This is a genomic window from Kaistia dalseonensis (genome assembly GCF_030814715.1).
GTDB lineage: Bacteria > Pseudomonadota > Alphaproteobacteria > Rhizobiales > Kaistiaceae > Kaistia > Kaistia dalseonensis.
Map to the genome: position 1 here is coordinate 154,921 of NZ_JAUSVO010000002.1, position 23,532 is coordinate 178,452.

Genomic DNA, 23,532 nt, shown 5'->3' on the forward strand with positions numbered 1-23,532 from the left:
CTTCCCGAATTCGACCGCGAGCGCGCCCTCGGCTGAGACTGCGACGTGATTGGCCGGCCATCTTTGCGACGGGCATCGGCTCGTGAGAATGTGCCTGGTCCGAAATGAATCGTTCACGTGGCCCGGCCTAAGGTGCCGGGGCGCGTCGAGAGCGCGGTCGGGGATCGCGTCTCGGCGCCACGAAGATTGGGGGGACTTCGATGTCGACGGTGAAGGATGTAACGTTCAATCTCTTGCGTCAGCTGGGATTGACCACGGTGGTTGGCAATCCCGGGTCTACGGAAGAGCCATTCCTCAAGAATTTCCCGGATGATTTCAATTATGTGATGGCCCTGCAGGAGGCGAGCGTCGTCAGCATTGCCGACGGACTGTCGCAGGGGCTGCGCAAGCCGGTGATCGTGAACCTCCATACTGGCGCCGGCACGGGCAACGCCATGTGCGCCATTCTCACCGCCTATCTCAACAAGACCCCGCTGATCATCACGGCCGGCCAGCAGACGCGCGACATGCTGCTGATCGAGCCGATGCTGACCAATATCGACGCCACCATGCTGCCGCGCCCCTGGGTGAAATGGGCCTATGAGCCGACCCGCGCGCAGGACGTGCCCGGCGCTTTCATGCGGGCCTATGCCACCGCTGTCCAGGAGCCGGCCGGGCCGGTCTATCTGTCGCTGCCGCTGGACGATTGGGACCAGCCGATGGACGAAATCGAGCTGCGGCGCACGGTCTCGACCCGTATCGGCCCCGATCCGGCGCGGGTCGAAGAATTCGCGTCCCGGATCAACAAGGCGAAGTCGCCGGTCCTGGTCTATGGCGCCGACATGGCGCGCGGTGGCGCCGATGTCTGGGCGGACGGCATCGCTTTGGCCGAACGTCTCGGCGTCCCCGTCTGGACGTCGCCCTTCTGCGAGCGGCCGCCATTCCCCGAGACCCATCCGCAGTTTGCGGGCCCGCTGCCGCCGGCCATCGGGCCGCTCAGCGGCCTGCTCAAGGGCCACGACCTGATCGTCGTCGTGGGCGCCCCCGTGTTCCGCTATTACCCCTATGTTCCCGGCTCCTATCTGCCGGAGGGGGCCGAGCTCATCCACGTCACCGACGACGCCAATGCCGCAGCCAAGGCGGCGGTCGGCGACAGCCTGGTCAGCGATGCCGGCCTGTTCCTGGAAGCGCTACTGCCGCTGGTGGAGGCTCGCTCCGCCTTTGCCGGCGCATCGCTGCGCGCCGCCCCGAAAATCCCGTCCGACGAATTGCCGCTGACGCCGGCCGCTGTGTTCGCCACGCTGAACGGGCTGCTTCCGGACGATTTCGTGCTGACGCAGGAATCGCCCTCCAACATCCCGCAGCTTCAGGACCAGATCCGCGTCCGCAAGCCCGACGTCTCCTATGCCTTCGCCTCGGGCGCGCTCGGCTGGACGGTTCCCGCCGCCGTGGGTCTTGCGCTCGCCGAGCGGGATAGCGGCCGCAACCGCCCCGTGCTCTGCATCATGGGCGACGGCTCGTTCCAGTATTCGGTGCAGGGCGTCTACACCGGCGTCCGCCAGAAGGCCCATCTGATCTATGTGGTTCTGCAGAACGAGGAATACGGCATCCTGAAACAGTTTGCCGAACTCGAGAACACACCCAATGTCCCGGGCCTCGACCTGCCGGGCCTCGATATCGTCTCGCTGGGCAAGGGCTATGGTGCCAATACGTCGAGCGCAAAGACCATCGAGGAACTGTCGAGCGCCTTCAAAGCCGCTCTCGACTTCAAGGGCACGAGCGTTATCGTGGTGCCGATCACGCCCAAGCTCGGAGGCCTGCTCGGCTAGGACGCGTCCGACGCTCGAGCGACCATCAGGCGCAATGAAGGCGCCGACCAACAAGAAGCAGGGAGCTTTTCCACGTTCGTGAAAACGTGGGAAGGCTCTCCTTGCAAGCCAATGCCCGATCAAGGGAACTTCGGAGGAAGCCCGTCATGTGCCGCGTCTGTGTGGGAACGCTCTTTACCAACAAGAGCCTCTATAGCGGATGGTCCAGTTCCGCTGCGGAGCCGGGATCGCAGGATGGGCCTTCGCGACGGGCCTTCATGGCCCTGGCGGGCGCTGCGGCCGGCGTGGCCGGTCTCGCCCTGCCGTCGGGCCGTGCGCTTGCCGAAACGACGGGCGCTGCGGATGTGATCTTCCAGGGCGGCACGATCATTCCGATGTCGGCCGCGGGACCGAAGCGCGCAGAGGCGCTCGCCGTCCGGGGCGGCAAGATCGTGGCCGTCGGCTCCCAGTCCGACATGGCCGCATTGCAGACCGCGACGACCAAGATCGTCGATCTCGGCGGGCGCACGCTCCTGCCCGGCTTCATCGATCCCCACCAGCATACGTGCTTCGTCGCCCTGTTCAGCGAATTGCTGGCTGATGTCGGCTACGCGACCTATCCTACCCGCGCCGATCTGATCGCCGGCCTCAAGGCGCTCGACGCCAAGCTGCCGGCCGGCGAATGGCTGATGGGCTATAATTTCGACAATCTGCTGCAGGGTGGCGACCTCTCGATGGCCGAGCTCGACGGCGTGTCGAAGGATCGGCCGATCATGATCTGGTACATCAACATGCATGATGGGGCGGCCAATGCGGCCGCCTTCAAGGTGGCGCAGATCCCGCAGGATATCGGCGCGCTGCCCGGCGGCGGGCATTTCGGACGCGACGCCGACGGCAAGCTGAACGGCCTCATCTACGAAGAAAGCGCCATGCTGAAGGTGGTGCCCTTCGGCCTGCCGAAGATCACGCCGGCGATCTTCGCCAAGGCGATGACCGATTACTTCAAGCTGAGCGCCTCGCTCGGCAACACCACGACGCATGAGCCCGGCACGGTCCAGCCCGAATGGATCGAAGGGCTGGTCAAGCTCACCGCCAGCGGAACCGGCCGTCTGAGCGCGAGCATCATGTATGACGACATGAAGGCCGGCGACGCCTACCGGGATCTCGGCCGAGGCGCCACGGCGACGCTCTTCCCCAATTCGCGCTTCTCGCTCTATGGCATCAAGATCGTCGGCGATGGCTCCAACCAGACCAAGACCGGCGCGCAGACCATTCCCTATCTCGGCACGGACTGGAAGGGTAATCCCAACTACACGCCGGCCGAACTCAAGACCATGGTCGCGGCGATCAAGGAAGCCGGCTGGCCGGTGCAGATCCACTGCAATGGCGACGCCGTCATCGATTCGGCGCTCGACGCCATCGAGGCGGCCTATGGCGCCAATCCGCCGACCGGCATCAATCGCATCGAGCATTCCACGCTCGCACGCCCGGACCAGCTCGCACGCATGAAGAAGCTGGGCGTGGAGCCGAGCTTCCTGATGAACCACGTCTATCTCTATGGCGCGGCCTATCGCGACCAGCTCTTCGGCCCGGAGCGCGCGGCGTTCATGGACCCGGCGGGAGCCTGCGTGAAGGAGGAGCTGCCCTTTACGCTGCACACGGACGCTCCCTGCTCGCCCCTCGGCCCGCTGCGGCTGATCCAGACTGCCGTCACGCGCCGCTGCATCGTCGACAACTCCATCGTCGGCCCCGACCAGGCGGTCACGGTCGAGGAAGCGATCCGCGCGGTCACCGCCTCGGCCGCAGCCCAGATCGGGCAGGCCGATCGCATCGGCACGCTGGAAACGGGCAAGGAGGCCGATCTGGTGATCCTGGAGCAGGACCCGTTCAAGGTGGCGCCCGACGAGATCATGAAGATCAAGGTCTCGGAAACCTGGGTGGCCGGCGAGAAGATTTTCGGCTGAGGCCGCCCCAAAACGCACCATGCTCTCCAGCGGCCGCCCGGTCGGGTAGCCGCTGGAAAATCTGGGCCTCGGCGCGCCAGTCCGATCGGCTGGCCGGAGCCGCCGCCCGGCAGATATCCAACCCCATTTGACTGAACGAAGCCGACATCCGACGCCGCGCGTGAAGCGAGGGTCGATCGCCGTCCATCTCCGTCCAGACGTCGAGATCATCGGCGACATGGCCCTCCCCGCGACGCGCGCGGCCGGCGAAGAGTGCCGCCATCCCTCTCGGTGATCACCGTGCCTTTCCCCGGCCGGCATGCCTCGTGACGTGGCCCAGCCCGTCCGCGCGCGCCCCTCATGGCTCTGTCTGCACCAGCCCCTCCGCCAAGAGCCGCCAGCACGACGCAACAGCTGACGCGTCCGGCTCAAATCAGCCTGCCGGTCCTGATCCACCCGCCCCCTGAGAGGACGTTTCCCGCGCTCCAACAAGCCGATACAGGCTTTTATCAGCTTGCCAGACAAGCTGATAAAGATTAGCCTGCGGTCAATAAGTCGAAACGCCGGTCGACAGCCGGTGAAATCGAGGACGGAGGAAAACGGATGACGTGGAGAGCACGGCAGCGCACGGCCTTTGGGCCCGGCGCGAAGATGACAGGCGCAATGACGCAGGCGTTCCAGCCGAGGCGTCCGGTCGTCGCATGACTTCTTCCTCGAAAGGCCCTGTCGCGCTGATCACGGGCGCCGGCTCGGGCATTGGCCTCGCCTGCGCCCGACGCTTTGCCGCTGCCGGCTACAGGCTGGCGCTTCTCGATATCGATCCGAAAGCCGTGGAGGCTGCCTGCGCCGCCCTTCGCGACAGCGGCACGGAAGCCCTGCCCTTTGTCGGCTCAGTTGCGGATGAGACGGCTGTGGAAAGCGCAGTGGATGCTGCGGAACAGGACCTCGGGCCGATCGAGCTCCTGATCAACAGTGCGGGCGTCGCCAGCAACAAGCCGACCTTCGAACTCTCGCTCGCCGATTGGGAGCGGGTGGTTTCGATCAACCTGACGGGCACGTTCCTCGTCTCCCGCATCGTCGGAGCGAAGATGGCGGCGCGGAGCCGCGGCGTGATCCTCAATCTCGGCTCCATGTTCGGAACCGTCGCCGCGCCCCGACGGGCCGGCTATTGCGGCACCAAGGCCGGCGTCGACATGCTCGGCCGGGTCCTGGCGATCGAATGGGCCGAGCACGGCATTCGCGTCAACACGATCGCGCCGGGCTATGTGCGGACACCGTTCGTCGATGACCTCATCGCCGAAGGCCGCATGGACGAGCCCGCCCTTCTCGGCCGCACGCCGCTGAAGCGGATGGCGGCCCCCGAAGAAATCGCCGACCTCGCCATCTTCCTCGCCTCCGACGCCGCCGCCTTCATCACCGGTCAGACGATCGGCATCGATGGTGGCTGGACGGCTTACGGCTACGTCTGAATCTCCGCGGAGCGCTCGCGATGCCTGAATACAAGAATCTCTCCCCGGCGGCGCCCTGGCGCGAGCTGATCGCGACGGAAGCCGACTGGGCCGCCGCCGACCCAGCCTTTCTCGGCAATCTGCTGACTTCCATGCAGATCATCCGCGCCTTCGAGGAGAAGGTGCTGGAACTCGCCGGACAGGGCCTCGTGCACGGTCCTGCCCATTCGGCGATCGGCCAGGAAGGCGGCGCCGTCGGCTCCGCCCTGCCGCTGCGCGCGACCGACCAGATCAATGGCTCGCATCGCGCGCATCATCAGTTTCTCGCCAAATCGCTGCGCTATATCGAGCCGGACGGCCTCTCGCCCACCGCCGATCTGGCGTCCTCGGTGCGCGATCTCTCGCACAAGACCCTGTCCGAGATCCTCGGCCTTGCCGACGGGTTCTGCCATGGCCGCGGCGGCTCGATGCATCTGCGTTGGGCCGATGCCGGCAATCTCGGCACCAATGCCATTGTCGGCGGCGGCGCGCCGCTGGCGGCCGGCGCCGCCTTCGCCCATCGCCGGGCCGGCCAGGGCGATGTCGCCTTCACCTATTTCGGCGACGGGGCGATCAATATCGGCTCGGTGCTGGAGACGATGAACCTTGCCGCCGCGTGGAAGCTGCCGCTCTGCTTCTTCGTCGAGAACAACCGCTACGCCGTCTCGACCACGGTCGAGGAATCAACGGCCGAGACCCGCCTCTCCGCTCGCGGCAGCGCCTTCGCCATTCCGTCCTGGAAGGTCGACGGCATGGACCCGCTCGCCGTCTATCTCGCGACGCAGGAAGCGCTGGAGGTCATGCGATCGGGCGGCGGCCCCACGATCATCGAGGCCGATGTCTATCGCTTCTTCCACCAGAACGGCCCGCTGCCGGGCAGCGCCTTCGGCTATCGCAGCAAGGCCGAGGAGGCCGCCTGGCGCGCGCGCGACCCGATCGACCGCGTCGCCCGCGTGATGCTGGAGCGTCAGATCCTGGGCGAAGACGCGATTGCCGCGCTGCGCCAGCGCTGCAAGGCGCTGATGGACGATGTCGCTGCCGAACTGATCGAGGATGTCGACGGCAAGAAGCGGATTCGTCCCGTGCTCTGGCCCTCCCCCTCCTTCCATGATTTCGGCATTCGCGGCGATCTCTCGGAATTCCAGGGCGTGCGCACGGCCGAACTGGAGAGCTTTGCCGGCGCGATCGAGCCGGAGGCGAAGTTCGTCGATGTCATCGCCGACGTCATGCAACGCCGCATGGAACAGGACCCGCGCATCGTCGTGATGGGCGAGGATGTCCACCGCCTCAAGGGCGGCACCAATGGCGCCACGCGCGGGCTGAAGGACCTCTATCCCGACCGCGTGCTCGGCACGCCGATCAGCGAAAATGCCTTTGCGGGCCTCGCCGGCGGGCTTGCCATGGATGGCCGCAACATCCCGGTCATCGAGTTCATGTATCCGGATTTCCTCTGGGTCGCGGCCGACCAGCTGTTCAACCAGATCGCCAAGGCTCGGCACATGTTCGGCGGCGACAGCGAGATGCCGCTGGTGCTGCGCACCAAGGTCGCGATGGGCACGGGCTATGGTTCGCAACATTCGATGGACCCCGCCGGCATCTTCGCGACGTCGGTCGGCTGGCGGATCGTCGCGCCCTCGACCCCGTTCGACTATGTCGGGCTGATGAACAGCGCGCTGCGCTGCAAGGATCCCGTGCTCGTGCTGGAGCATGTCGATCTCTACAATTCGCGCGGCCCCGCGCCGGTGGGCGACCTCGACTATTTCATTCCCCTCGGCAAGGCGAAGGTGCTGCGCCCGGGCAATGCGGTGACGGTGCTCACCTATCTCGGCATGGTCCGGCATGTTCTCGACAAGGTCGCGGAACTGGACGTCGACGCCGAGATCATCGATCTGCGCAGCCTCGACCGCGCCGGCGTCGATTGGGACACGATCGAGGCCTCGATCCGCAAGACCGGCAATGTGCTGGTCGTGGAACAGGGCTCGATCGGCACGTCCTATGGCGGCTGGCTCGCAGCCGAAATCGAGAGCCGCCTGTTCGACTGGCTCGACCAGCCTGTGCAGCGCGTGCATGGCGGCGAGGCCTCGCCCAGCATCTCGAAGGTGCTGGAGACGGCCGCCTTCGCCGGCGCGGGCGATGTCGAAACCGGCCTGCGGGCCGTCATGGCCGGCCAAGGCCGTCCCCTTCCCTAATCCTCGATCCGGAGCGTTCGGATGCCCAAGGAAATCCTGATGCCGTCCCTTTCAGCCGGGATGGAGGAAGGCACGCTCGCGCGCTGGCTGAAGGCCGAGGGCGATGCCGTCGCGGCCGGCGAGATCATCGCCGAGATCGAGACCGACAAGGCGACCATGGAGATGGAAGCCGCTGAATCGGGAACGCTGGGAGCGCTGCTCGTCGCCGCCGGCACGAGCGGCGTCATCATCAACACGCCAATCGCCATCCTCCTGCAGCCGGGAGAAACCCTCTCCCAGGCGCCCACACTCGCAACCCCTGCCACACCGCCGGCTCCGCCCGTGGCGCCTGCCGATCCTAAGCCGGCCGGCCAGGCACAACCCCAGCCACAGCCCGCCGACGATTTACCACCCCGGCACCTCGCCTCGCCGCTGGCGCGCCGCCTCGCCGCCGCTGGACAAATCGACCTCGCGACGCTCGAAGGCAGCGGCCCGCGTGGGCGGATCGTGCGCGTCGATGTCGAGCGGGCGCTGGCCGCGGCCCCGACAATGCCGGCAACCGCCCCGTCCGTGGCCGAGGCGCCGCCCGCGCCGGCCGTCGAGACACGCGCCGAGCGGGTCACGCGGCTGCCGCACAGCGCCATGCGCCGTGTCATCGCCCGGCGTCTGCTCGAATCCAAGCAGACCGTCCCGCATTTCTATCTGAGCGTGGAATGCGAGATCGACCGGCTGCTGTCGCTGCGCGCGGACCTCAATGCCGTCGCGGCGGATGAATACAAGCTTTCCGTCAATGATCTCGTCATCAAGGCGGCGGCGAAAGCGCTCCGCATCGTGCCGGAGGCGAATGCGATGTGGACGGAGGATGCGATCCTCCGTTTCGACGATGTCGACGTCTCGGTCGCTGTGGCGACGGATGGCGGGCTGATCACGCCCGTCCTGCGCCATGCCGACGAGAAGAGCCTCGGCACGCTTTCGAACGAGATCAAGGAACTCGCCGGGCGCGCCCGCGCCAACAAGCTGAAGCCCGAGGACTATCAGGGCGGCGGCTTCACCGTCTCCAATCTCGGCATGTATGGCGTCGTGTCCTTCGCGGCGATCATCAATCCACCCCAGAGCTGCATTCTGGCGGTCGGCGCCGGCAAGCGCCGGGCCGTCGTGCGCGATGACGACACGATCGTCCCCGCGACGGTCATGAACTGCACGCTCTCGGTCGATCACCGCTCGGTCGATGGTGCCATCGGCGCCCGCTACCTGGCCGCCTTCAAGGATCTGATCGAGCGGCCACTTCGCCTGCTCGCCTAGATCGCCACGCGTCCAGCCGGACGCGGAGAGGCGATCTATCTCTTTGTTTTCGCATCGGATCGACCCGAAACCCGGATTCCACTTTTCGGTCCGATGCTCTAAGGGAGCTACACGATGGATCTCATCGACGCGGACCTGCTGCGTGACACGTGCCTGATCGACGGCATCTGGACGGGGGAGCCGAAGCTCGCCGTGACCGACCCGGCGACGGGCGAGGAGATCGCCCGCGTGCCGCAGTTCGGCGCCGCTGAAACGCGCGAGGCGATCGCCGCCGCCGAGCGCGCGCTGCCGGCCTGGCGGGCCCGCACGGCCAAGGAGCGCGCGACGATCCTCCGCCGCTGGTTCGACGCGATCCTCGCAGCGACCGAAGACCTCGCCATGATCATGACGCGCGAGCAGGGCAAGCCGCTGGCCGAGGCGCGCGGCGAGATCGCCTATGCGGCGTCCTATGTCGAATGGTTCGCCGAGGAAGCCAAGCGCGTCTATGGCGAGATCATCCCGAGCCATCGCGCCGACAGCCGCCTGCTCGTCATCCGCCAGCCGGTCGGCGTCTGCGCCGCGATCACGCCATGGAATTTTCCGGCGGCCATGATCACGCGCAAGGCCGCAGCCGCGCTGGCCGCCGGCTGCACGCTCGTCGTCAAGCCCGCCTCGCAGACGCCGCTGACCGCGCTTGCGCTCGGCCGCCTCGCCCAGCGCGCCGGCGTGCCGGCCGGTGTCATCAACATCATCACCGGCAGTGCACGCGAAATCGGCGGCGAACTGACCGCAAACCCTGTCGTGCGCAAGCTTTCCTTCACCGGTTCGACCGAGATCGGCAAGCTCTTGATGGCGCAGAGCGCCGGCACGCTGAAGAAGCTTTCCATGGAGCTCGGCGGCAATGCGCCCTTCATCGTCTTCGACGATGCGGATCTCGATGCGGCCGTCGAAGGCGCGATCGCCTCGAAATATCGCAACACCGGCCAGACCTGCGTCTGCGTCAACCGCATCCTGGTCCAGGACGGCGTCCATGACGAATTCGCGCGCCGGCTCGCCATCGCCGTCGCGCAGCTGAAGGTCGGCCCCGGCACGGAACCGGGCGTGACGCAGGGACCGCTCATCGACGTCCCGGCGCTCGACAAGGTCGAGGAACACATCGCCAACGCGGTCGAGCATGGCGCCGCAGTCCTGTCCGGCGGCCAACGTCATGCGCTTGGCGGCACCTTCTTCGAGCCGACCGTGCTGACCGGCTGCACGCCGGACATGGCGCTGGCGCGGGAGGAGACCTTCGGCCCGGTGGCGGCGCTGTTCCGCTTCACCGACGAGGCCGAGGCGATCCGGCTGGCCAACGACACCGAATTCGGCCTCGCCGGCTATTTCTACAGCCGCGACATCGGCCGGATCTGGCGCGTTGCCGAGGCCATGGAGTGCGGCATGATCGGCATCAATACCGGGCTGATCTCGACCGAGGTCGCCCCCTTCGGCGGCATCAAGGAATCGGGCTTCGGCCGCGAGGGGTCGCGCCACGGCATCGAGGACTACAGCGAAATCAAATATCTCTGCATGGCTGGTCTTTAGGCGAGCCGCAGCGTTTACGGGAGGAAACCATGCCCAGCTTCGTTCTGATCACCGGCGCCAATGGCGAGATCGGCCGCGCCGTCGCGCGCGCCTTTGCGGCGGAGGGCGCGACGCTCGCGCTCACCGATCTCAATCCGGACGCGCTCGGGAGCTTTGCCGAGGAACTGCCGACCGAAGTCCATGTCTTTCGCCATGACGTCGCCAATGGCGAGGAAACGGCGGAACTGGCGCGGCAGCTCACCGAGCGCTTCGGCGCACTCGACACCGTCATCACCTCGGCCGGACTCTATGAGCACCTGCCCTTCGCGACGCTGAAGCCCGGCGACTGGGCGCGCGGCATCGCGGTCAATCTCGATGGTGTCTATCTGACCCTGCAAGCCGTGCTGCCGCTGATCCGCGAGGGCGGCAGCATCATCAACATAGCCTCGATGGCCGGCCATCGCGGCAGCGCCGATCATGCGCCCTATGCCTCGGCCAAGGGCGGCGTGCTCGCCTTGACCCGCAGCCTCGCGCAGGAGCTGGGGCCGCGCATCCGCGTCAACGCCATTTCGCCCGGCCTGATCGATACACGGATGATGCAGAGCCTCGCACCCGAGCGGGTCGAGAAGGCGATCGAGGGCCTGCCGCTGCGCCGGCTCGGCCGCGTCGAGGAAATCGCCTCCGTCGCCGTCTTCCTGGCCGGCCCCGGCGCGTCCTATATCAGCGGCGAGGCCATCCAGGTGAATGGCGGCCTCTATATGGCGTGAGGCCGCCGCAGGCTTCGCGGCAATGGGCGGCGGTCAATGGACCGCCGCATACATGATCTTTTCCTCGGTGGCGCGGCCCGGCGTGAACTCCTCGACCACGCGGCCCATGCGGTAGACGAGGATGCGGTCCGAAAGCACCATGATCTCGGGCAGATAGGACGAGATCACCATCACGGCGAGCCCGCTATCGGCCAGGTCCTGGATGACCTTGTGAATCTCGGCGATCGCGCCGACATCGACGCCACGCGTCGGCTCGTCGAAGATGACGAGCTTCGGCTTCTGCACCAGCGACTTGGCGATCACGACCTTCTGCTGGTTGCCGCCGGAGAGCTCGACGATCCGGGCATTGGGATTGATCGCGCGGATCTGCAAGAGCTTCGACCATTCGGCCGTTACCTCGCGCGCCTCGGTCTGCGTCACGACATTGCTCGACTGCAGGCCGGAGGCGAGGAGCCCCATCTGGATGTTCTCGGCAATCGACATCGTCTCGAAGAAGCCCTCGGCCTTCCGATCCTCCGTCACATAGACGATGCCGTCGCGCATGGCCGGCCGCGGCTCGCGATAGCGCACCGAGCGCTCGCCGAAGCGCAGTTCACCGCCATGGAAGATGTTGCGCTTGATGACGCCGGCGATGATCTTCGCCGTCTCGGTGCGGCCCGATCCGATCAGGCCGAACAGGCCCGTCACCTGCCCCGCATAGATCGAGAACGAGGTATTGCGGACCATGGACCCCATGGAGAGGTTCTCGACACTCAGGACCCGGGCGCCCGGCGGCCGTGCATCGGCGTCGCTGCGCTTGCGGCCATAGAGCTCGTTGGAGAGCGAGCGCCCGACCATGGCGCGGATGATGCCGTCGCGGTCGAACTTGGAGGTAACGTCCGAGGCGACCAGCTCGCCGTCGCGCAGGATGGTGATGCGATCGGAAATCGCCAGCGCTTCTTCCAGCGCGTGACTGATGAAGACGATCGAGACGCCATCCTTGCGCAAGCGATCGACGAGGGAGAAGAAATAATGCTTCTCCTCGGGCGTCAGCGTCGCGGTCGGCTCGTCGAAGATGATGACGCGCGATTTCTGCCGGACGGCGCGCGCGATCTCGACCAATTGCTTCTGCGCCGCGCCGAGGGTGGAGACATTGGCCCAGGGATCGACGTTGAAATTGAGCGACGACAGGAATTGCTGCGCCGCAATATAGAGCCCGCGCAGCCGGTTGAAGAGCTTTTCGTCGCCGAGATAGAGGTTCTGCGCGACGGTCATCGACGGCACCAGGCTGGTTTCCTGGAACACCATGGCGATGCCGTTCTGCAGCGCCTCGGCCGGACGCTGGAAACTGACGGGCTTGCCGTCGAGCAGGATCTGGCCGTCGCTCGGCTGCGTGACGCCGGCGATCATCTTGGTCAGCGTCGACTTGCCCGCGCCGTTCTCGCCCAGAAGCGCGTGGATCTCGCCCTTGTTCAGGGTGAAATTGACGTTCCGGACGGCATAGACACCGCGATAATCCTTGGAGACATCGCGCAATTCGATCAGTGGCGCCGTCATCATTGAACTTCCCTGCGATTTTCGTCCGCTGCGATCGAAAGCACCGCGCCCCCGCCCTTCGACGTCATCAAGACGCGCCCGCCGATCACGACGCTGCTGGTAATTCCGTGGCGCGTACCGTCGGCGCGGCTGTGAAAGCTCGCTTCCGGCTGGAACGCCGCATTGAGACGGACGAGCAACCCGTAGGAGCGCGACGGCGCCCATGGCTTCAGCACGCCGAGCTGCTTCACCGACCCGCCCTGAAGCGGCTCGAGGAAGCTCTTGCCCGAGGCGAGCGCCGGCGCCATCCAATGGGCAGGGTCGATCTCCTTCAGCATCTTGCGGCGGAAGGCCGGCTCGCGCAGCACGAATTCGATCAACTGCCGGCGCGGCGCGAACAGGCTGAGCCACACCGCGCCATCGCTCGCATCGAGGCGCGAGGGATAGGCCGGCAGATTGTCGAGCAGGACGGATGGTCGTCCCTTGTCGTCGAGCGCGATCAGGCGATGGCGCCAGGCTTCCGAGACGACGAGGCCTGCGGCCTTGCGCACCAGCAGGCCGGCGGGCCAGGCGAGCTTGTCGGCGATGCGCCGCGCGGCGCCCGTGGAAAGGTCGACCTGCCAGACGGAACCGAGCTGGTTGCGCTCCATCAGATCGCGCGCCCAATCCTCCGGCCGGTTCCGGCTGGAGCCGACGGCGAGGTAGAGGCTGTCGGAACCGTCAAAGGCGAGCGCGGTGATGCAGGCGGCTTCGGCCTCGGGCAATCCGGAGAGGCGGCGGCCATCATGGCGTCCGCCACGGATGACGAGACCCTTGCCGCTCAGCGCTATGGCGAGCGCGCCCTTGCCATCGGCCGCGAGCGCGCTGATCGGCGCATCGAAGCGTTCGACCGGGGTCGTCTCTCCCCTGGGGTCGAGGCGGATCAGTTCCGCGCCGCTCGTGAAGAAGCAATCTTCGCCGTCGCGGACGAGATTATCCGCCGCGATCGACGTCGCGACCAGCATGGCGTGATCGAGCGCATCGTTCGGCAGCAGGGCGCCGTCGAGCGGGGGCACGGTCACCGCCGCCTCGCCGGCACCAAAGATCGAATCGTAGGTTCGCTTGAGGAATGACATCAGGACTTGCCCCAATAGGCGTGCTGGCTGGTCCAGGACGGGTCCGCATCCGCCAGCCTGTGGCGGCCGATGCGGTTGTTGTTGATGCCGCCCAGATAGAGATAGCCCTTGTGCTCGCGCACCGAGGTGATCTGCGGATGCGAGGCACCGCCGAGATCCCAGAGCGATTCCGTCACCGTGCCGTCGAGCGAGACCTTCACCACGCAGCCCGTGTTCAGGTTGGGATAGAGCCACTCATCCATGGCGACGCGCTGCGCCATGCGGCGGCGGAACGAGGGCACGGTGAGGCTCATGTCGAAGACGGGCGACCGCATCCCGGCCAGCGCGACCCAGAAGCGACCGTCGGACGCCTTGTTCAGATTGTCCGGATAGCCGGGGAGATCGGCCACAACCGTTTCGACCCGCCCCTTCTTCGGGCCCGCAAACCAGAACCGGCTGATGCGACAGGCCCAGGTCTCGGCAAAGAGCAGCGATTCACCATCGCCGACCATGCAGATGCCATTGGGGAAGATGCGGCCCGAGAGAACGGTGCGCGTGCTCCTGGTGTGCGGATCATAGGCGATGATGCGACCATTGCCCCGGCCTTCCAGCGCATCAACGGCCCAATCGGAAACGCCGTAGCGCACCGTCGCCTCGCTGAAGAACACGCGGCCATCGGCGGCGATGTCGAGATCGTCGGCCATGCGGATGCGGGAATCGTCGATGATCGAGAAGAAGCTGCGATTGGTCTCGTCCGAAAGGCGCACGATCTCGCGCTCCGGCGTCACCATGTAGACGCCCATGCCGGCGACACAGGCATGGAGATTGTCCTCGGCATCGAAGGCAAGGCCGAGCGGGAAGCCGCCGAGATGGACGAAGATCTCCGACTGCCGGTAGTCCGGCGCGAGGAAGCGAACGATGTCGCCCTGGCGGCCGCCGGTATAGAGATTGTCCTTGCTGTCGAAGATGATGTCTTCCGGGCCGTCCAGCTCGCCGAGGCCGATCGCCTCGACGTCGTGGAAGGCGTCGTTGACGGCATAGGGAGACGCGGAGCCCGCCTCGGTCGCGGGGCGCTGCGGCAGCTCGAAATAGGTCGGCGACACATAGACCCGCGACAGCAGCTTGTGGCGGTTCTTGAGCCAGCGGATATCGACGGCGACGGCGAGCAGCAGCAGGAGACCGAGCACCAGCGGCGTCGCGCCGCTTGGCATGTTGAGGCGGATCAGGCTGTTGGTGACCAAAAGCACGATCGCGGTGCCGAGCAGCGCCTTGAAGATCGAGCCGCGACCGCCGCCGAGGCTGACGCCGCCGAGAACGGCCGCCGTCAGTACCGTGACCTCGAGGCCGATGCCGGTATCGGGACCGACGCTGCCGAGCCTCGCCGCATAGAACAGGCCGCCGATTGCGGCGAACATGCCTGAAATGACATAGGTGATGCAGATCGTGCGACGCACCGCGATGCCGGCATTATAGGCCGAGCGACGCGAGCCGCCGACCGCCAATATGTGCCAGCCATAGCGCGAGCGGCTCAGCACCAGATGCGCGAGGATGGCGACGGCGACGAGCAGGATGAAATTGAACGGCACGCCGAAGAAATCGCCTTCGCCGAGGAACAGCCAGGCGTCGGAATCGCTCATGGTCATCGCCACCTTGCGGGCATAGGCGAGGATGAGGAGGTCGACGACGGCGCGCACGATGATCAGCGTCGCCAGCGTCGTCAGGAAGGCGCGCAGCCTGAGATAGCCGACGAGCAGCCCGTTGATCAGGCCGACCAGGGCGCCGATGGCCGCGACGGCCGGAATGGCGAGATAGAGCGGCCAGCCGAGATAGTTGATGAAGGCGAGCGCCGCGAAATTGGCAAGCGCGAAGACCGAGCCGACGGACAGATCGATGCCGCCGGCCAGCATGACGATGGCGAGCCCGATCGCGACGAAGGCGACCTCGCCCAGCTGGCGCCCCAGATCGGCGAAACCGGCAATCGAGAGAAAGCCCGGGATCAGCGACTGGAACAGCACGACCACGATGATGAGGAAGAGGAACGGGATCGTATTGTCGATCCAGTTCTTGGAGAGCACCTCGCCGAGCAGATGATCCGGAACGAGCCGGTATCGCCATTTGGCAAAGGATTCGGAAACCGACATGTCGCGATGCCTCAAGATCTCGTGGTCACGAAGGGGGCAGCTCCGCCCAATGGGAGCGGAGCTGCCTCAGGCTCAGAACGGCGCGGCGGCGACGTCTTCCATGGTCCAGCAGGAATTCGCACGCATGGTGTCGCGCGAGATGTCCTTGATCGGCGTGTAGATGCCGTAGGGCTGCGAACCGGGCTTGGCCTTGACCTGCAGCACCTGCGCGATGGCGTCGGTCAGGTCGCGGGCCTGGCCGATGGCGTCATAGCTGACATAGCCGTTGAAGGTGCCGTTCTCGATATTGTCGCAGGCCGGCTTCTGGCCGCCGCCATTGGTGATGAGCTGGATGGCGCCGGTCTTGCCGGCCTCGCGGATCGCGGCGGCGACGCCGGCATCCATGACCTCCCAAAGGCCGACATAGGCGCAGAGATCGGGATTCTGCTTGATCACGGTCGAGGCCACGGCGTGCGCCTTGGTCGCGTCCCAATCGGCCGACTGGCTGGAAACCACCTTGATGTCGGGATTCTTCGCCAGCGTATCCTCGATCGCCGTCATGGTGATGGCGTTGTTCGGATTGGTGGGCGTGCCCTGCATGATGGCGATCTTGCCGCTCTTGCCGGCGGCGGGGCTGCAGGCCTCGACGGCCATCTTCGCCTGATGCAGGCCGACCTCGTACCAGTTGACGCCGACATAGGCGTCGGTGGTCGCGACCGACTTCAGATTGATCTGGATGACCGGGATGCCGTCCTTCTGCGCGCGCTGCAGCAGCCGCGCATAGACCTGCATGTCCGGATTGTGCACGACCAGGAGGTCCGGCTTTTCGGTGATCAGCGTGGTCAGCGCCTGTGCGCCGGCATCGCTGCTCCAGTTCGGGTCGCGAACCGAGAAATCATAGCCGAGGCGGGCGGCCTGGGTTTCCATCGCCTTCGCCCAGACCTGCGGCAGGTCGAAGCTCATGGCGAGCGGCAGGAACACGACCTTCTTGCCCTTGAAGGCGTCGAAATAGGATGGGGCCAGCCCGTCGTCGAACTGATCGGCCATGGCCGTCGATACAGAACCGAGCGCCAACAGGGCCGCCAATGTTCTTCCGATGATCTTCTTCATTGTTTCCTCCTCCGATTTCAGTAGATCAGATATCGCCCTGCTGAGCCGTCTGTTCATCTCGCGGGTTAGCCAGGCTGTCGACGATGATCGCTATGAGCAGAACTGTTCCCTTGACGATGTTCTGCATGGTGAACGGCATATCGAGGATCGTCATTCCATTCAGGAGGATGCCGATCAGGATCGTGCCGACCAGAATATTGCGGACGCCGCCCTTGCCGCCGCTGAGACCTATGCCGCCGAGGACGACGACCAGGATGACGTCGTAGACCATGGTCGACTGCGCCACGCGGATATTGACCGAGGCGAGCAGCGAGGCGGTGATCAGCCCGGCGCCAAAGGCGATCATCGACGAGATCAGATACTGGATGACGGTCATCGGCCGGACGGGAATGCCGGTGATACGCGCGGCGGCGCGATTGTCGCCGATGGCGTAGAAATAGCGGCCCCATTTGGTGAAGCGCAGGAACAGATAGGCGACGATCGCCAGCACCGAGAACCAGATCACCGGCAGCGGCACGCCGAGGAACGAATTGGAGATCGAGCGGAGCCAGATCGCATTGTCCGGCAGGTAGATGACGTCGAGATCGACCAGCGCGAGACGTCCGAAGCCGTAGATGACGGTCGACATGGCGAGCGTCGCGAAGATCGCCGGGATTTCGACATAGGCGACGAGCACGCCCATGATGATGCCGACGGCAGCCGCAAAGGCCAGGCCGAGCCCGATTGCTTCCGCCGTTCCGAAACCGCGATTGATCAGCGCGACGGTCCAGGCCGTCGAGAGCGCCATGGTCGAGACCATCGCGAGATCGATGCCGCGACCGATGACGACGATGCCCATGCCGATACCGAGAATGCCGAGGATCGCGACGTTCTGGACCAGCGAGAGCAGGTTCGACGTATCGAAGAAGCCCGGCAGCAGGACGGAGAAGCCGATGAAAAGCAGCAGCGCGATGAAGAAGACGATATTCTCCTGGGTGAGCTTGAACCCACCCTGACGCCGCTCTGTTTGACTAGCCGACATTCACGACTCCCTTCATTCTCCGGATCTTGCGAAGAATGCACATTGGATGGTTCGGCGACCGGCTATCGGTCCCGGATCGACAGGACGGCGCCTGCGCCGACGGATCGCGAACAAGGTCCAGACTGCATGTGCCCCTCCCAAGGCTCGTCGCACCCAGATGGGCGACGATCGGCGGCATCAGGTCCGCCGTGCTGTTGACGACTCTATGGCACTAATCAGCTTGCCTGACAAGCTTGTAGTGAGATTGCCTGCTTGCCCGTCTCGATCGATGAGACTAGTTACGTGCTATGGTGGTAACGCCCCGGAATGTGGCGGAGCGATAGATGAGCGGTATGGACACGACGAACCGGCGTTTGGCGCCTCCTCGCAGCTATGCCAACAAGATCGCGGATATTTTGCGCGCCGAGATCGACCGGGGCGTGTTCCGTCCCGGCGAACGCCTGCCCACGGAAAGCGCGCTCTGCGCGACGTTCGGCGTCAGCCGTGCCGTCATTCGCGAGGCGGTCAGCGCGCTGAAGCAGGGCGGCGTCCTCGAGAGCTATCAGGGGCGCGGCATTTTCGTATCCGGCAAGCTGCCGGAGGCGACGTTCCGCCTCGCCGAGGCGGACCTCAGCGATCGCGACGAACTGGACCGGGTGCTCGAATTTCTCCTCGCCCATGAATCCGCCGCCGCCGGCCTCGCGGCCGAGCGTCGCTCGACCGAGGAACTCGCGCGAATCAAGACCGCGCTCGACGCGATGGAAGACGCGATCCGCCGCAACGAGACCGGCATCGACGAAGACCTCCAGTTCCATGCCGAGATCTCGGCCGCCACGAACAACGAGTTCTTCATCTCCTTTGCCGCCTTCCTCGAAAACCGGGTTCGCCACCTGATCCGCGAGGCGCGCGCCAACAGTTCGCGCGCCGGCCTGACGGACCTCGTCCAGCAGGAACATCGCGAAATCTACAAGGCGATCGCCGAAGGCAACAAGGATGCGGCGCGCCTGGCTGCGGAGCAACATCTGCGCAACGCCGCGACGCGGCTGCGCCAGCGCGGCTGAGCAGACGCCGAAGGCGAGGCGCGCGCTCATGGCGCCGCCGTGGCGTCGGAGTTTGCCAGCAGCATGACCTTCAGAGCCTGCCGGCTGGCCGCGATCTCGAAGCCTTCGAGCGTCGCCGAGAGCGGCAGACGGTGCGTGATCATCCCCCGCAGCGCCTCGCCATCCTCGGCGAGGATCGACAGCATGCGCGCGAAGGTCGCAGGCGAGGAATCATAGGCCGCGCGCAATTGCTGCTTCGAGCGCACGAAGCGGGTCAGGTCGAACTGGACCGGGCGCGCATGAATGCCGGTGGCGACGAGGGTCCCGCCCGGCCTCAGCCAGCCAAGGCCGGTCTCGATCGTTTCGGGAACCCCCGTCGCCTCGAAAACGACATCCGCGGCGCCACCGAGCAAGGTCGTCGCCATATCCGGCGCGGCGAGAGCCAGATCGAGCGTCCGTTCGATACCGAGGCTTCGGGCCGCGCCGAGCCGCGTTTCATCGTCCTTGCCGACCAGCAGCACGCTGGTTGCACCCGCCCGTTTGGCGAGCCAGGCAATGCCGACCCCGATCGGGCCGGCCCCCATGACGATGACGCGATCTCCCCAGCCGACCGCGCCGACATCGACGGCATTGCCGGCGACGCAGAGCGGCTCGATCAGCGCACCGAGCTCCGCATCGACCCCGTCCGGCAGGCGGAAGCAATTGGCCGCCGGGACCACGACCCGCTCGGCGAAGGCGCCATCGCGATGGAAGCCGACAATGCTGCGGTTCGTGCAGAATTGCGGCTGCCCCGTGCGACAGGCCGAACAATGGCCGCAGACCACGACCGGAGCGATGACGACGCGGTCGCCGGGGACAAGCCCGACCACATCCTTGCCCACGCGAATGATACGGCCGCTGGCTTCATGGCCGAGCGTGCGTGGAAAATGCGCCGTCAGGAACTGATAGCCGTCCGTCCATTCGAAGGCATGGACATCGCTGCCGCAGATGCCGACGGCCTCGACCGCGATGAGGACGTCGTCGCCCGCCGTCACGACGGGCGCGGGCACATCCGCCCGTCTCAATCCGTGCCCGGCATCTGCCTTCTGGAACGCCAGCATCGCGTCGGCTCCGCCGGTTCAGAAGGGGCTGGCGAATTGGCCGGCATAGACGGTCACCGGCGGCTGCGCGCCGGGATCGGTGAGCACGTCGATGACAGCCGGCTTGCCGCTCGCCAGCGCCTCGGCCAGTACACCAGCCAGCGCCGCGCCGTCCTCGACGCGGACGCCCCGGATGCCGCAGGCCTGTGCGATTGCCGCATGGTCGACCGGCGCGAAATAGACCGCGTCGGTGTGCTCGCCATAGAGCACGTCTTCCGAATCCTTCTGATAGCCGAGGATCTGGTTGTTGAGGACGATGGTGACGACGGGAAGGTCGAGCCGCTTCAGCGTTTCGAGCTCGGACCAGACATGGCCGAAGCCGCCATCGCCTACAATGGCGATGACCGGCGCGCCCGACCGCGCCAGGCTGGCGCCGATCGCAAGCGGCAGCCCCCAGCCGAGACCAGCAAGACCGCGCGGCGTGATGAAGCGCGCCCCGGCCGCAGCAGCCGTCAGATAATTGGCCGCCCAGATCGACGAATAGCTGGCGTCGGTGGTGATGATCATGTCGGCCGTCAAGGCGGCATCGATCACCGCCATCACCCGCTCCGGACGGATCGGCACGGCATCCTCGGTGCGGATGCGGGCGGTCAGGGCCTCCCAGCCGGCACGGGCGGCGGCGATCTTCGCTTCGATCTCGGGGCGGGCGGCGACGCGCCGCGACAGATCCAGCCTGGCCATCGCCTCGCCAAGCGCGGCAATGCCCTGCCGGGCGTCGCCGACCAGGCGGACGGCCTCATAGTTCCGGCCGATCTCCATCGGATCGATATCGAGATGGATGAAGGTCGCATCGCGCGGATAGAGCGACCAGCTGTCGGTGCCGTTCTGGTTGGTCCGGTTGCCGATCAGCAGCACGACATCCGCCGCCTCGACGAGCGGGCGGAGATCGCGGCTGCGGCCGCCCTCTCCCATGAAATAGCCGATGACGCCGAGCGAAAGCGGATGACGCTCCGACACCACGCCCTTGCCCATGACCGTGGTCGCGATCGGAAGATGAAACGTCTCCTGTAGCCAGGCGAGTTCGGCCGAAGCATCGGAGCCATGGACGCCGCCGCCGGCAATCACCAGCGGCGCCTTCGCTTCGGCCAGAAGCCGTGCGGCCGTCGCGATCGCCGTCGCGTCGGGTGTCGGACGGTCGAGAGGCGCCGTTCCGTGATCGTCCCGACGGGGGGAAAGCGGCGCGGGACCAACCGTCTCGATCAGGAGATCCGCGGGAACGATCAGCACCGCCGGCCCCGGCCGTCCCGATGTCGCCGCCGTGAAGGCCATGTCGACATAGTCGTCGATGCGGTCCGCATCCTCGATCCGGCGCACCCATTTGGCGCAGGAATCGAACAGGCGCAGATGGTCGAATTCCTGGAAGGCATTCTTGTCGGTCTGCGACCGCGCCACGTCCTGCACGAGCGCGACCATGGGCACGGAGGCCTTCAGCGCCTCGGCGAGCGGCGGCACCAGCAGCGTCGCCGCCGGGCCGTTCTGCGCCGTCACGACACCGACCTTCCGCGTCACGCGGGCATAGCCGTCCGCCATGGTGCCTCCGGCATTCTCCGTCCGATAGACAATCTGCCGGATGCCGACATGGGGCGCGGCGAGATGGAAGGCGCTCGGTATGCTCTGGCCGAAGACATGATCCACGCCGTGACGCTTGAAGGCCTCGGCCAGCCGCATGGCAACGACGGTCCCGTCGATGCGCTTGCCCTTTGTCTCTCCCGCCATGCTATCCTCATGTTATATGTTGTTTGTTATAACAAATGAACTTGCGCGCCGACTGATTGTCAAGCACTTTGTCGGCAACTGCTTCGGCTGGGGATTTCGATGAACGATGACGTAGTGGCGGCCTCGCCGTTCGATGCGCTGAGCCGGCAGAACCTGAGCGAGAGCGCCTATCGGCAGATCCGCAACGCGCTGGCCCAGAGCCGGCTGAAATCCGGCCAGAAGCTGGTGCTGCGCAGCCTCGCCGAGCAGCTCGGCATCAGCGCCACGCCGGTGCGCGAGGCGCTGCTTCGGCTCGGATCGGAAGGCATCGTCCAGTTCGACAGTCGCGGCACCGCCTTCGTCCCGGAGATGACGCTGCAACGCTATCTCGAAATTCGCGACCTGCGCCTCTGGCTGGAAGGCCAGGCGGGCCTGCGCGCCGTCGAGACGGTGAACGATGCCGATATAGAGCGGCTCTCCGCCATCCATGAACGCATGGCGGAGGCGGAAAAGAACCAGGATTCGGCCCTCGCGCTGGAGATGAACGGCCAGTTCCACCTGCATTTGTGCACGCTGGCGCGGATGCCGATGCTGCTCCAGTTCGTCGAGAATCTCTGGGTGCAATGCGGCCCCGCAATGGGCGCACTCTACGAGGTCTCGCCGCCGCGCGATCCCGAGGGCCACCAACACCTGGCCGTGCTGCGCGGCCTTGTGGAGCGGGACGGCCAAGCCGTCCGCAAGGCGATCGAGCGGGATATCGTCGTCGGCGGGCAACGGCTCGCGCAACTGCTGAGCCAGCCGAAACCTTGAGCGGGCGTCGGTTCGCCGTGATCACCAGCGCTGAACGTCCCCGAACAGTCGTCCGGGGCGGCCCCAGCGCCGATGCCGTCTTCTAGAAGAGCTCCGGAATCCTGTGCAAGGGCTGGTCCGGCTCGACATAGTCTCCGGCCTTCTGGCGCTTCGGCAGCTTGACCTTCTCGGTCTTGATCCGCTCATAGGGGACCTTCGACAGCAGGTGGCTGATGATGTTGAGGCGCGCGCGCTTCTTGTCGTCGGACTGCGCGACATACCAGGGCGCCCAGCCCGTGTCGCTCGCCTCGAACATCGCATCGCGGGCGCGGGAATAGTCGAACCAGCGCTCATAGGACAGCACGTCCATCGGCGACAGCTTCCAGACCTTCTTCGGATCATCGATGCGCGCCTCGATGCGGCGCGTCTGCTCCTCGGGGCTCACTTCGAGCCAATATTTGATCAGGATGATGCCGGAATCGACCATGGCCCGCTCGACGCCGCCGACGCTGGCGAGGAACTTGGTCGCCTGCTCCTCCGTGCAGAAGCCCATCACGCGCTCCACGCCGGCGCGGTTGTACCAGCTGCGGTCGAAGATCACGATTTCACCCGCAGCCGGCAGATGCGGCAGGTAGCGCTGCACATAGAGCTGGGACTTCTCCCGCTCCGTCGGCGGCGGAAGCGCGATCACGCGGAACACGCGCGGATTGACGCGCTCCATGATCGCCTTGATCACGCCGCCCTTTCCGGCCGCGTCGCGTCCCTCGAAGATGATGCAGATCTTGGCGCCGGACTGCTTGACCCATTGCTGCAAGCGCACCAGCTCCGTCTGCAGCCGTTCCAGTTCGGCCTCATAGATCTTGCGGCCGAGTTTCTTGCCGGCATCGGTGGGCGCCGCCTCGGACTGGAGTTCCCTGAGGTCGACATGCTTGTCGTCCCTGCTCTTCTCGCCCCTGTTCTTCTCACTCATGACAATTCTCCGTTGCGGCGTCGACGCGCTCCTGGGTTGGTCTCGTCTTGTTCGCGTGAACCGATCTCCA

At 65.9% G+C, this 23,532-nt stretch carries 17 protein-coding genes; 9 read left to right on the forward strand and 8 right to left on the reverse strand.

Annotation, left to right across the window (positions count from 1 at the left end):
* The first annotated feature begins 200 nt into the window (after window positions 1-200).
* The 7 genes from mdlC to QO014_RS06940 all read left to right on the forward strand — a co-directional run bounded on the left by mdlC (window position 201) and on the right by QO014_RS06940 (window position 10,990).
* A complete protein-coding gene (gene mdlC, locus QO014_RS06910) occupies window positions 201-1,808 on the forward strand; it encodes a benzoylformate decarboxylase (RefSeq protein WP_266347944.1) in 1,608 nt (535 codons plus the stop codon).
* Window positions 1,809-1,954: 146 nt separating this feature from the next.
* Window positions 1,955-3,751 (forward strand): amidohydrolase, encoded by a 1,797-nt coding sequence (locus QO014_RS06915; protein ID WP_266347945.1) that lies wholly within the window; start codon window positions 1,955-1,957, stop codon window positions 3,749-3,751.
* Between the two features lie 680 nt (window positions 3,752-4,431).
* A complete protein-coding gene (locus QO014_RS06920; protein ID WP_266347946.1) occupies window positions 4,432-5,199 on the forward strand; it encodes an SDR family NAD(P)-dependent oxidoreductase in 768 nt (255 codons plus the stop codon).
* A 20-nt stretch (window positions 5,200-5,219) separates the two neighbouring features.
* Entirely contained in the window at window positions 5,220-7,406 is a 2,187-nt protein-coding gene (locus tag QO014_RS06925) for an alpha-ketoacid dehydrogenase subunit alpha/beta (RefSeq protein ID WP_266347947.1), read from the forward strand.
* A gap of 21 nt (window positions 7,407-7,427) precedes the next feature.
* On the forward strand, window positions 7,428-8,687 hold the full coding sequence (locus QO014_RS06930; RefSeq protein ID WP_266347948.1) for a pyruvate dehydrogenase complex dihydrolipoamide acetyltransferase: 1,260 nt from the start codon (window positions 7,428-7,430) through the stop codon (window positions 8,685-8,687).
* A gap of 114 nt (window positions 8,688-8,801) precedes the next feature.
* On the forward strand, window positions 8,802-10,244 hold the full coding sequence (locus QO014_RS06935; protein ID WP_266347949.1) for an NAD-dependent succinate-semialdehyde dehydrogenase: 1,443 nt from the start codon (window positions 8,802-8,804) through the stop codon (window positions 10,242-10,244).
* A gap of 29 nt (window positions 10,245-10,273) precedes the next feature.
* A complete protein-coding gene (locus QO014_RS06940) occupies window positions 10,274-10,990 on the forward strand; it encodes an SDR family NAD(P)-dependent oxidoreductase (protein ID WP_266347950.1) in 717 nt (238 codons plus the stop codon).
* Window positions 10,991-11,023: 33 nt separating this feature from the next.
* Here QO014_RS06940 and QO014_RS06945 read toward each other — a convergent pair whose 3' ends face one another.
* The 5 genes from QO014_RS06945 to QO014_RS06965 form a co-directional block, all read right to left on the reverse strand.
* A complete protein-coding gene (locus QO014_RS06945; protein ID WP_266348603.1) occupies window positions 11,024-12,526 on the reverse strand; it encodes a sugar ABC transporter ATP-binding protein in 1,503 nt (500 codons plus the stop codon).
* On the reverse strand, window positions 12,526-13,620 hold the full coding sequence (locus tag QO014_RS06950) for an NHL repeat-containing protein (RefSeq protein WP_266347951.1): 1,095 nt from the start codon (window positions 13,618-13,620) through the stop codon (window positions 12,526-12,528). The genes QO014_RS06945 and QO014_RS06950 overlap by 1 nt, the downstream gene beginning before the upstream one ends.
* A complete protein-coding gene (locus tag QO014_RS06955; protein WP_266347952.1) occupies window positions 13,620-15,740 on the reverse strand; it encodes an ABC transporter permease in 2,121 nt (706 codons plus the stop codon). Before QO014_RS06955 ends, QO014_RS06950 begins: the two co-directional genes overlap by 1 nt.
* A gap of 72 nt (window positions 15,741-15,812) precedes the next feature.
* Window positions 15,813-16,829 (reverse strand): sugar ABC transporter substrate-binding protein, encoded by a 1,017-nt coding sequence (locus tag QO014_RS06960; protein WP_266347953.1) that lies wholly within the window; start codon window positions 16,827-16,829, stop codon window positions 15,813-15,815.
* A 25-nt stretch (window positions 16,830-16,854) separates the two neighbouring features.
* Complete coding sequence (locus QO014_RS06965; RefSeq protein WP_266347954.1) at window positions 16,855-17,850, reverse strand: ABC transporter permease; 996 nt, start codon at window positions 17,848-17,850, stop codon at window positions 16,855-16,857.
* Window positions 17,851-18,173: 323 nt separating this feature from the next.
* On the opposite strand from QO014_RS06965, the gene QO014_RS06970 reads away from it, so the two are divergent.
* Window positions 18,174-18,890 (forward strand): FadR/GntR family transcriptional regulator, encoded by a 717-nt coding sequence (locus QO014_RS06970; RefSeq protein ID WP_266347955.1) that lies wholly within the window; start codon window positions 18,174-18,176, stop codon window positions 18,888-18,890.
* Window positions 18,891-18,916: 26 nt separating this feature from the next.
* Here the strand turns inward: QO014_RS06970 and QO014_RS06975 are convergent, their stop codons facing one another.
* Both QO014_RS06975 and QO014_RS06980 read right to left on the reverse strand, forming a co-directional pair.
* Window positions 18,917-19,969 carry a zinc-dependent alcohol dehydrogenase gene (locus tag QO014_RS06975; RefSeq protein ID WP_266347956.1) on the reverse strand — a complete coding sequence of 351 codons (1,053 nt, stop codon included), beginning with the start codon at window positions 19,967-19,969 and terminating at the stop codon, window positions 18,917-18,919.
* Between the two features lie 18 nt (window positions 19,970-19,987).
* Complete coding sequence (locus QO014_RS06980; protein ID WP_266347957.1) at window positions 19,988-21,724, reverse strand: acetolactate synthase catalytic subunit; 1,737 nt, start codon at window positions 21,722-21,724, stop codon at window positions 19,988-19,990.
* A gap of 99 nt (window positions 21,725-21,823) precedes the next feature.
* Here QO014_RS06980 and QO014_RS06985 point away from each other — a divergent pair, with 99 nt between their 5' ends.
* Window positions 21,824-22,513 (forward strand): GntR family transcriptional regulator, encoded by a 690-nt coding sequence (locus QO014_RS06985; protein WP_266347958.1) that lies wholly within the window; start codon window positions 21,824-21,826, stop codon window positions 22,511-22,513.
* An 82-nt stretch (window positions 22,514-22,595) separates the two neighbouring features.
* Here the strand turns inward: QO014_RS06985 and ppk2 are convergent, their stop codons facing one another.
* Complete coding sequence (gene ppk2 / locus QO014_RS06990) at window positions 22,596-23,462, reverse strand: polyphosphate kinase 2 (RefSeq protein WP_266347959.1); 867 nt, start codon at window positions 23,460-23,462, stop codon at window positions 22,596-22,598.
* Window positions 23,463-23,532 lie beyond the last annotated feature (70 nt).

Excerpts from the sequence above, each read along its gene's own strand:
- mdlC (WP_266347944.1), top strand. The coding sequence starts at position 201 with ATGTCGACGGTGAAGGATGTAACGTTCAATCTCTTGCGTCAGCTGGGA.
- QO014_RS06915 (WP_266347945.1), top strand. The coding sequence starts at position 1,955 with ATGTGCCGCGTCTGTGTGGGAACGCTCTTTACCAACAAGAGCCTCTAT.
- QO014_RS06920 (WP_266347946.1), top strand. The coding sequence starts at position 4,432 with ATGACTTCTTCCTCGAAAGGCCCTGTCGCGCTGATCACGGGCGCCGGC.
- QO014_RS06925 (WP_266347947.1), top strand. The coding sequence starts at position 5,220 with ATGCCTGAATACAAGAATCTCTCCCCGGCGGCGCCCTGGCGCGAGCTG.
- QO014_RS06930 (WP_266347948.1), top strand. The coding sequence starts at position 7,428 with ATGCCCAAGGAAATCCTGATGCCGTCCCTTTCAGCCGGGATGGAGGAA.
- QO014_RS06935 (WP_266347949.1), top strand. The coding sequence starts at position 8,802 with ATGGATCTCATCGACGCGGACCTGCTGCGTGACACGTGCCTGATCGAC.
- QO014_RS06940 (WP_266347950.1), top strand. The coding sequence starts at position 10,274 with ATGCCCAGCTTCGTTCTGATCACCGGCGCCAATGGCGAGATCGGCCGC.
- QO014_RS06945 (WP_266348603.1), bottom strand. The coding sequence starts at position 12,526 with ATGACGGCGCCACTGATCGAATTGCGCGATGTCTCCAAGGATTATCGC.
- QO014_RS06950 (WP_266347951.1), bottom strand. The coding sequence starts at position 13,620 with ATGTCATTCCTCAAGCGAACCTACGATTCGATCTTTGGTGCCGGCGAG.
- QO014_RS06955 (WP_266347952.1), bottom strand. The coding sequence starts at position 15,740 with ATGTCGGTTTCCGAATCCTTTGCCAAATGGCGATACCGGCTCGTTCCG.
- QO014_RS06960 (WP_266347953.1), bottom strand. The coding sequence starts at position 16,829 with ATGAAGAAGATCATCGGAAGAACATTGGCGGCCCTGTTGGCGCTCGGT.
- QO014_RS06965 (WP_266347954.1), bottom strand. The coding sequence starts at position 17,850 with ATGTCGGCTAGTCAAACAGAGCGGCGTCAGGGTGGGTTCAAGCTCACC.
- QO014_RS06970 (WP_266347955.1), top strand. The coding sequence starts at position 18,174 with ATGAGCGGTATGGACACGACGAACCGGCGTTTGGCGCCTCCTCGCAGC.
- QO014_RS06975 (WP_266347956.1), bottom strand. The coding sequence starts at position 19,969 with ATGCTGGCGTTCCAGAAGGCAGATGCCGGGCACGGATTGAGACGGGCG.
- QO014_RS06980 (WP_266347957.1), bottom strand. The coding sequence starts at position 21,724 with ATGGCGGGAGAGACAAAGGGCAAGCGCATCGACGGGACCGTCGTTGCC.
- QO014_RS06985 (WP_266347958.1), top strand. The coding sequence starts at position 21,824 with ATGAACGATGACGTAGTGGCGGCCTCGCCGTTCGATGCGCTGAGCCGG.
- ppk2 (WP_266347959.1), bottom strand. The coding sequence starts at position 23,462 with ATGAGTGAGAAGAACAGGGGCGAGAAGAGCAGGGACGACAAGCATGTC.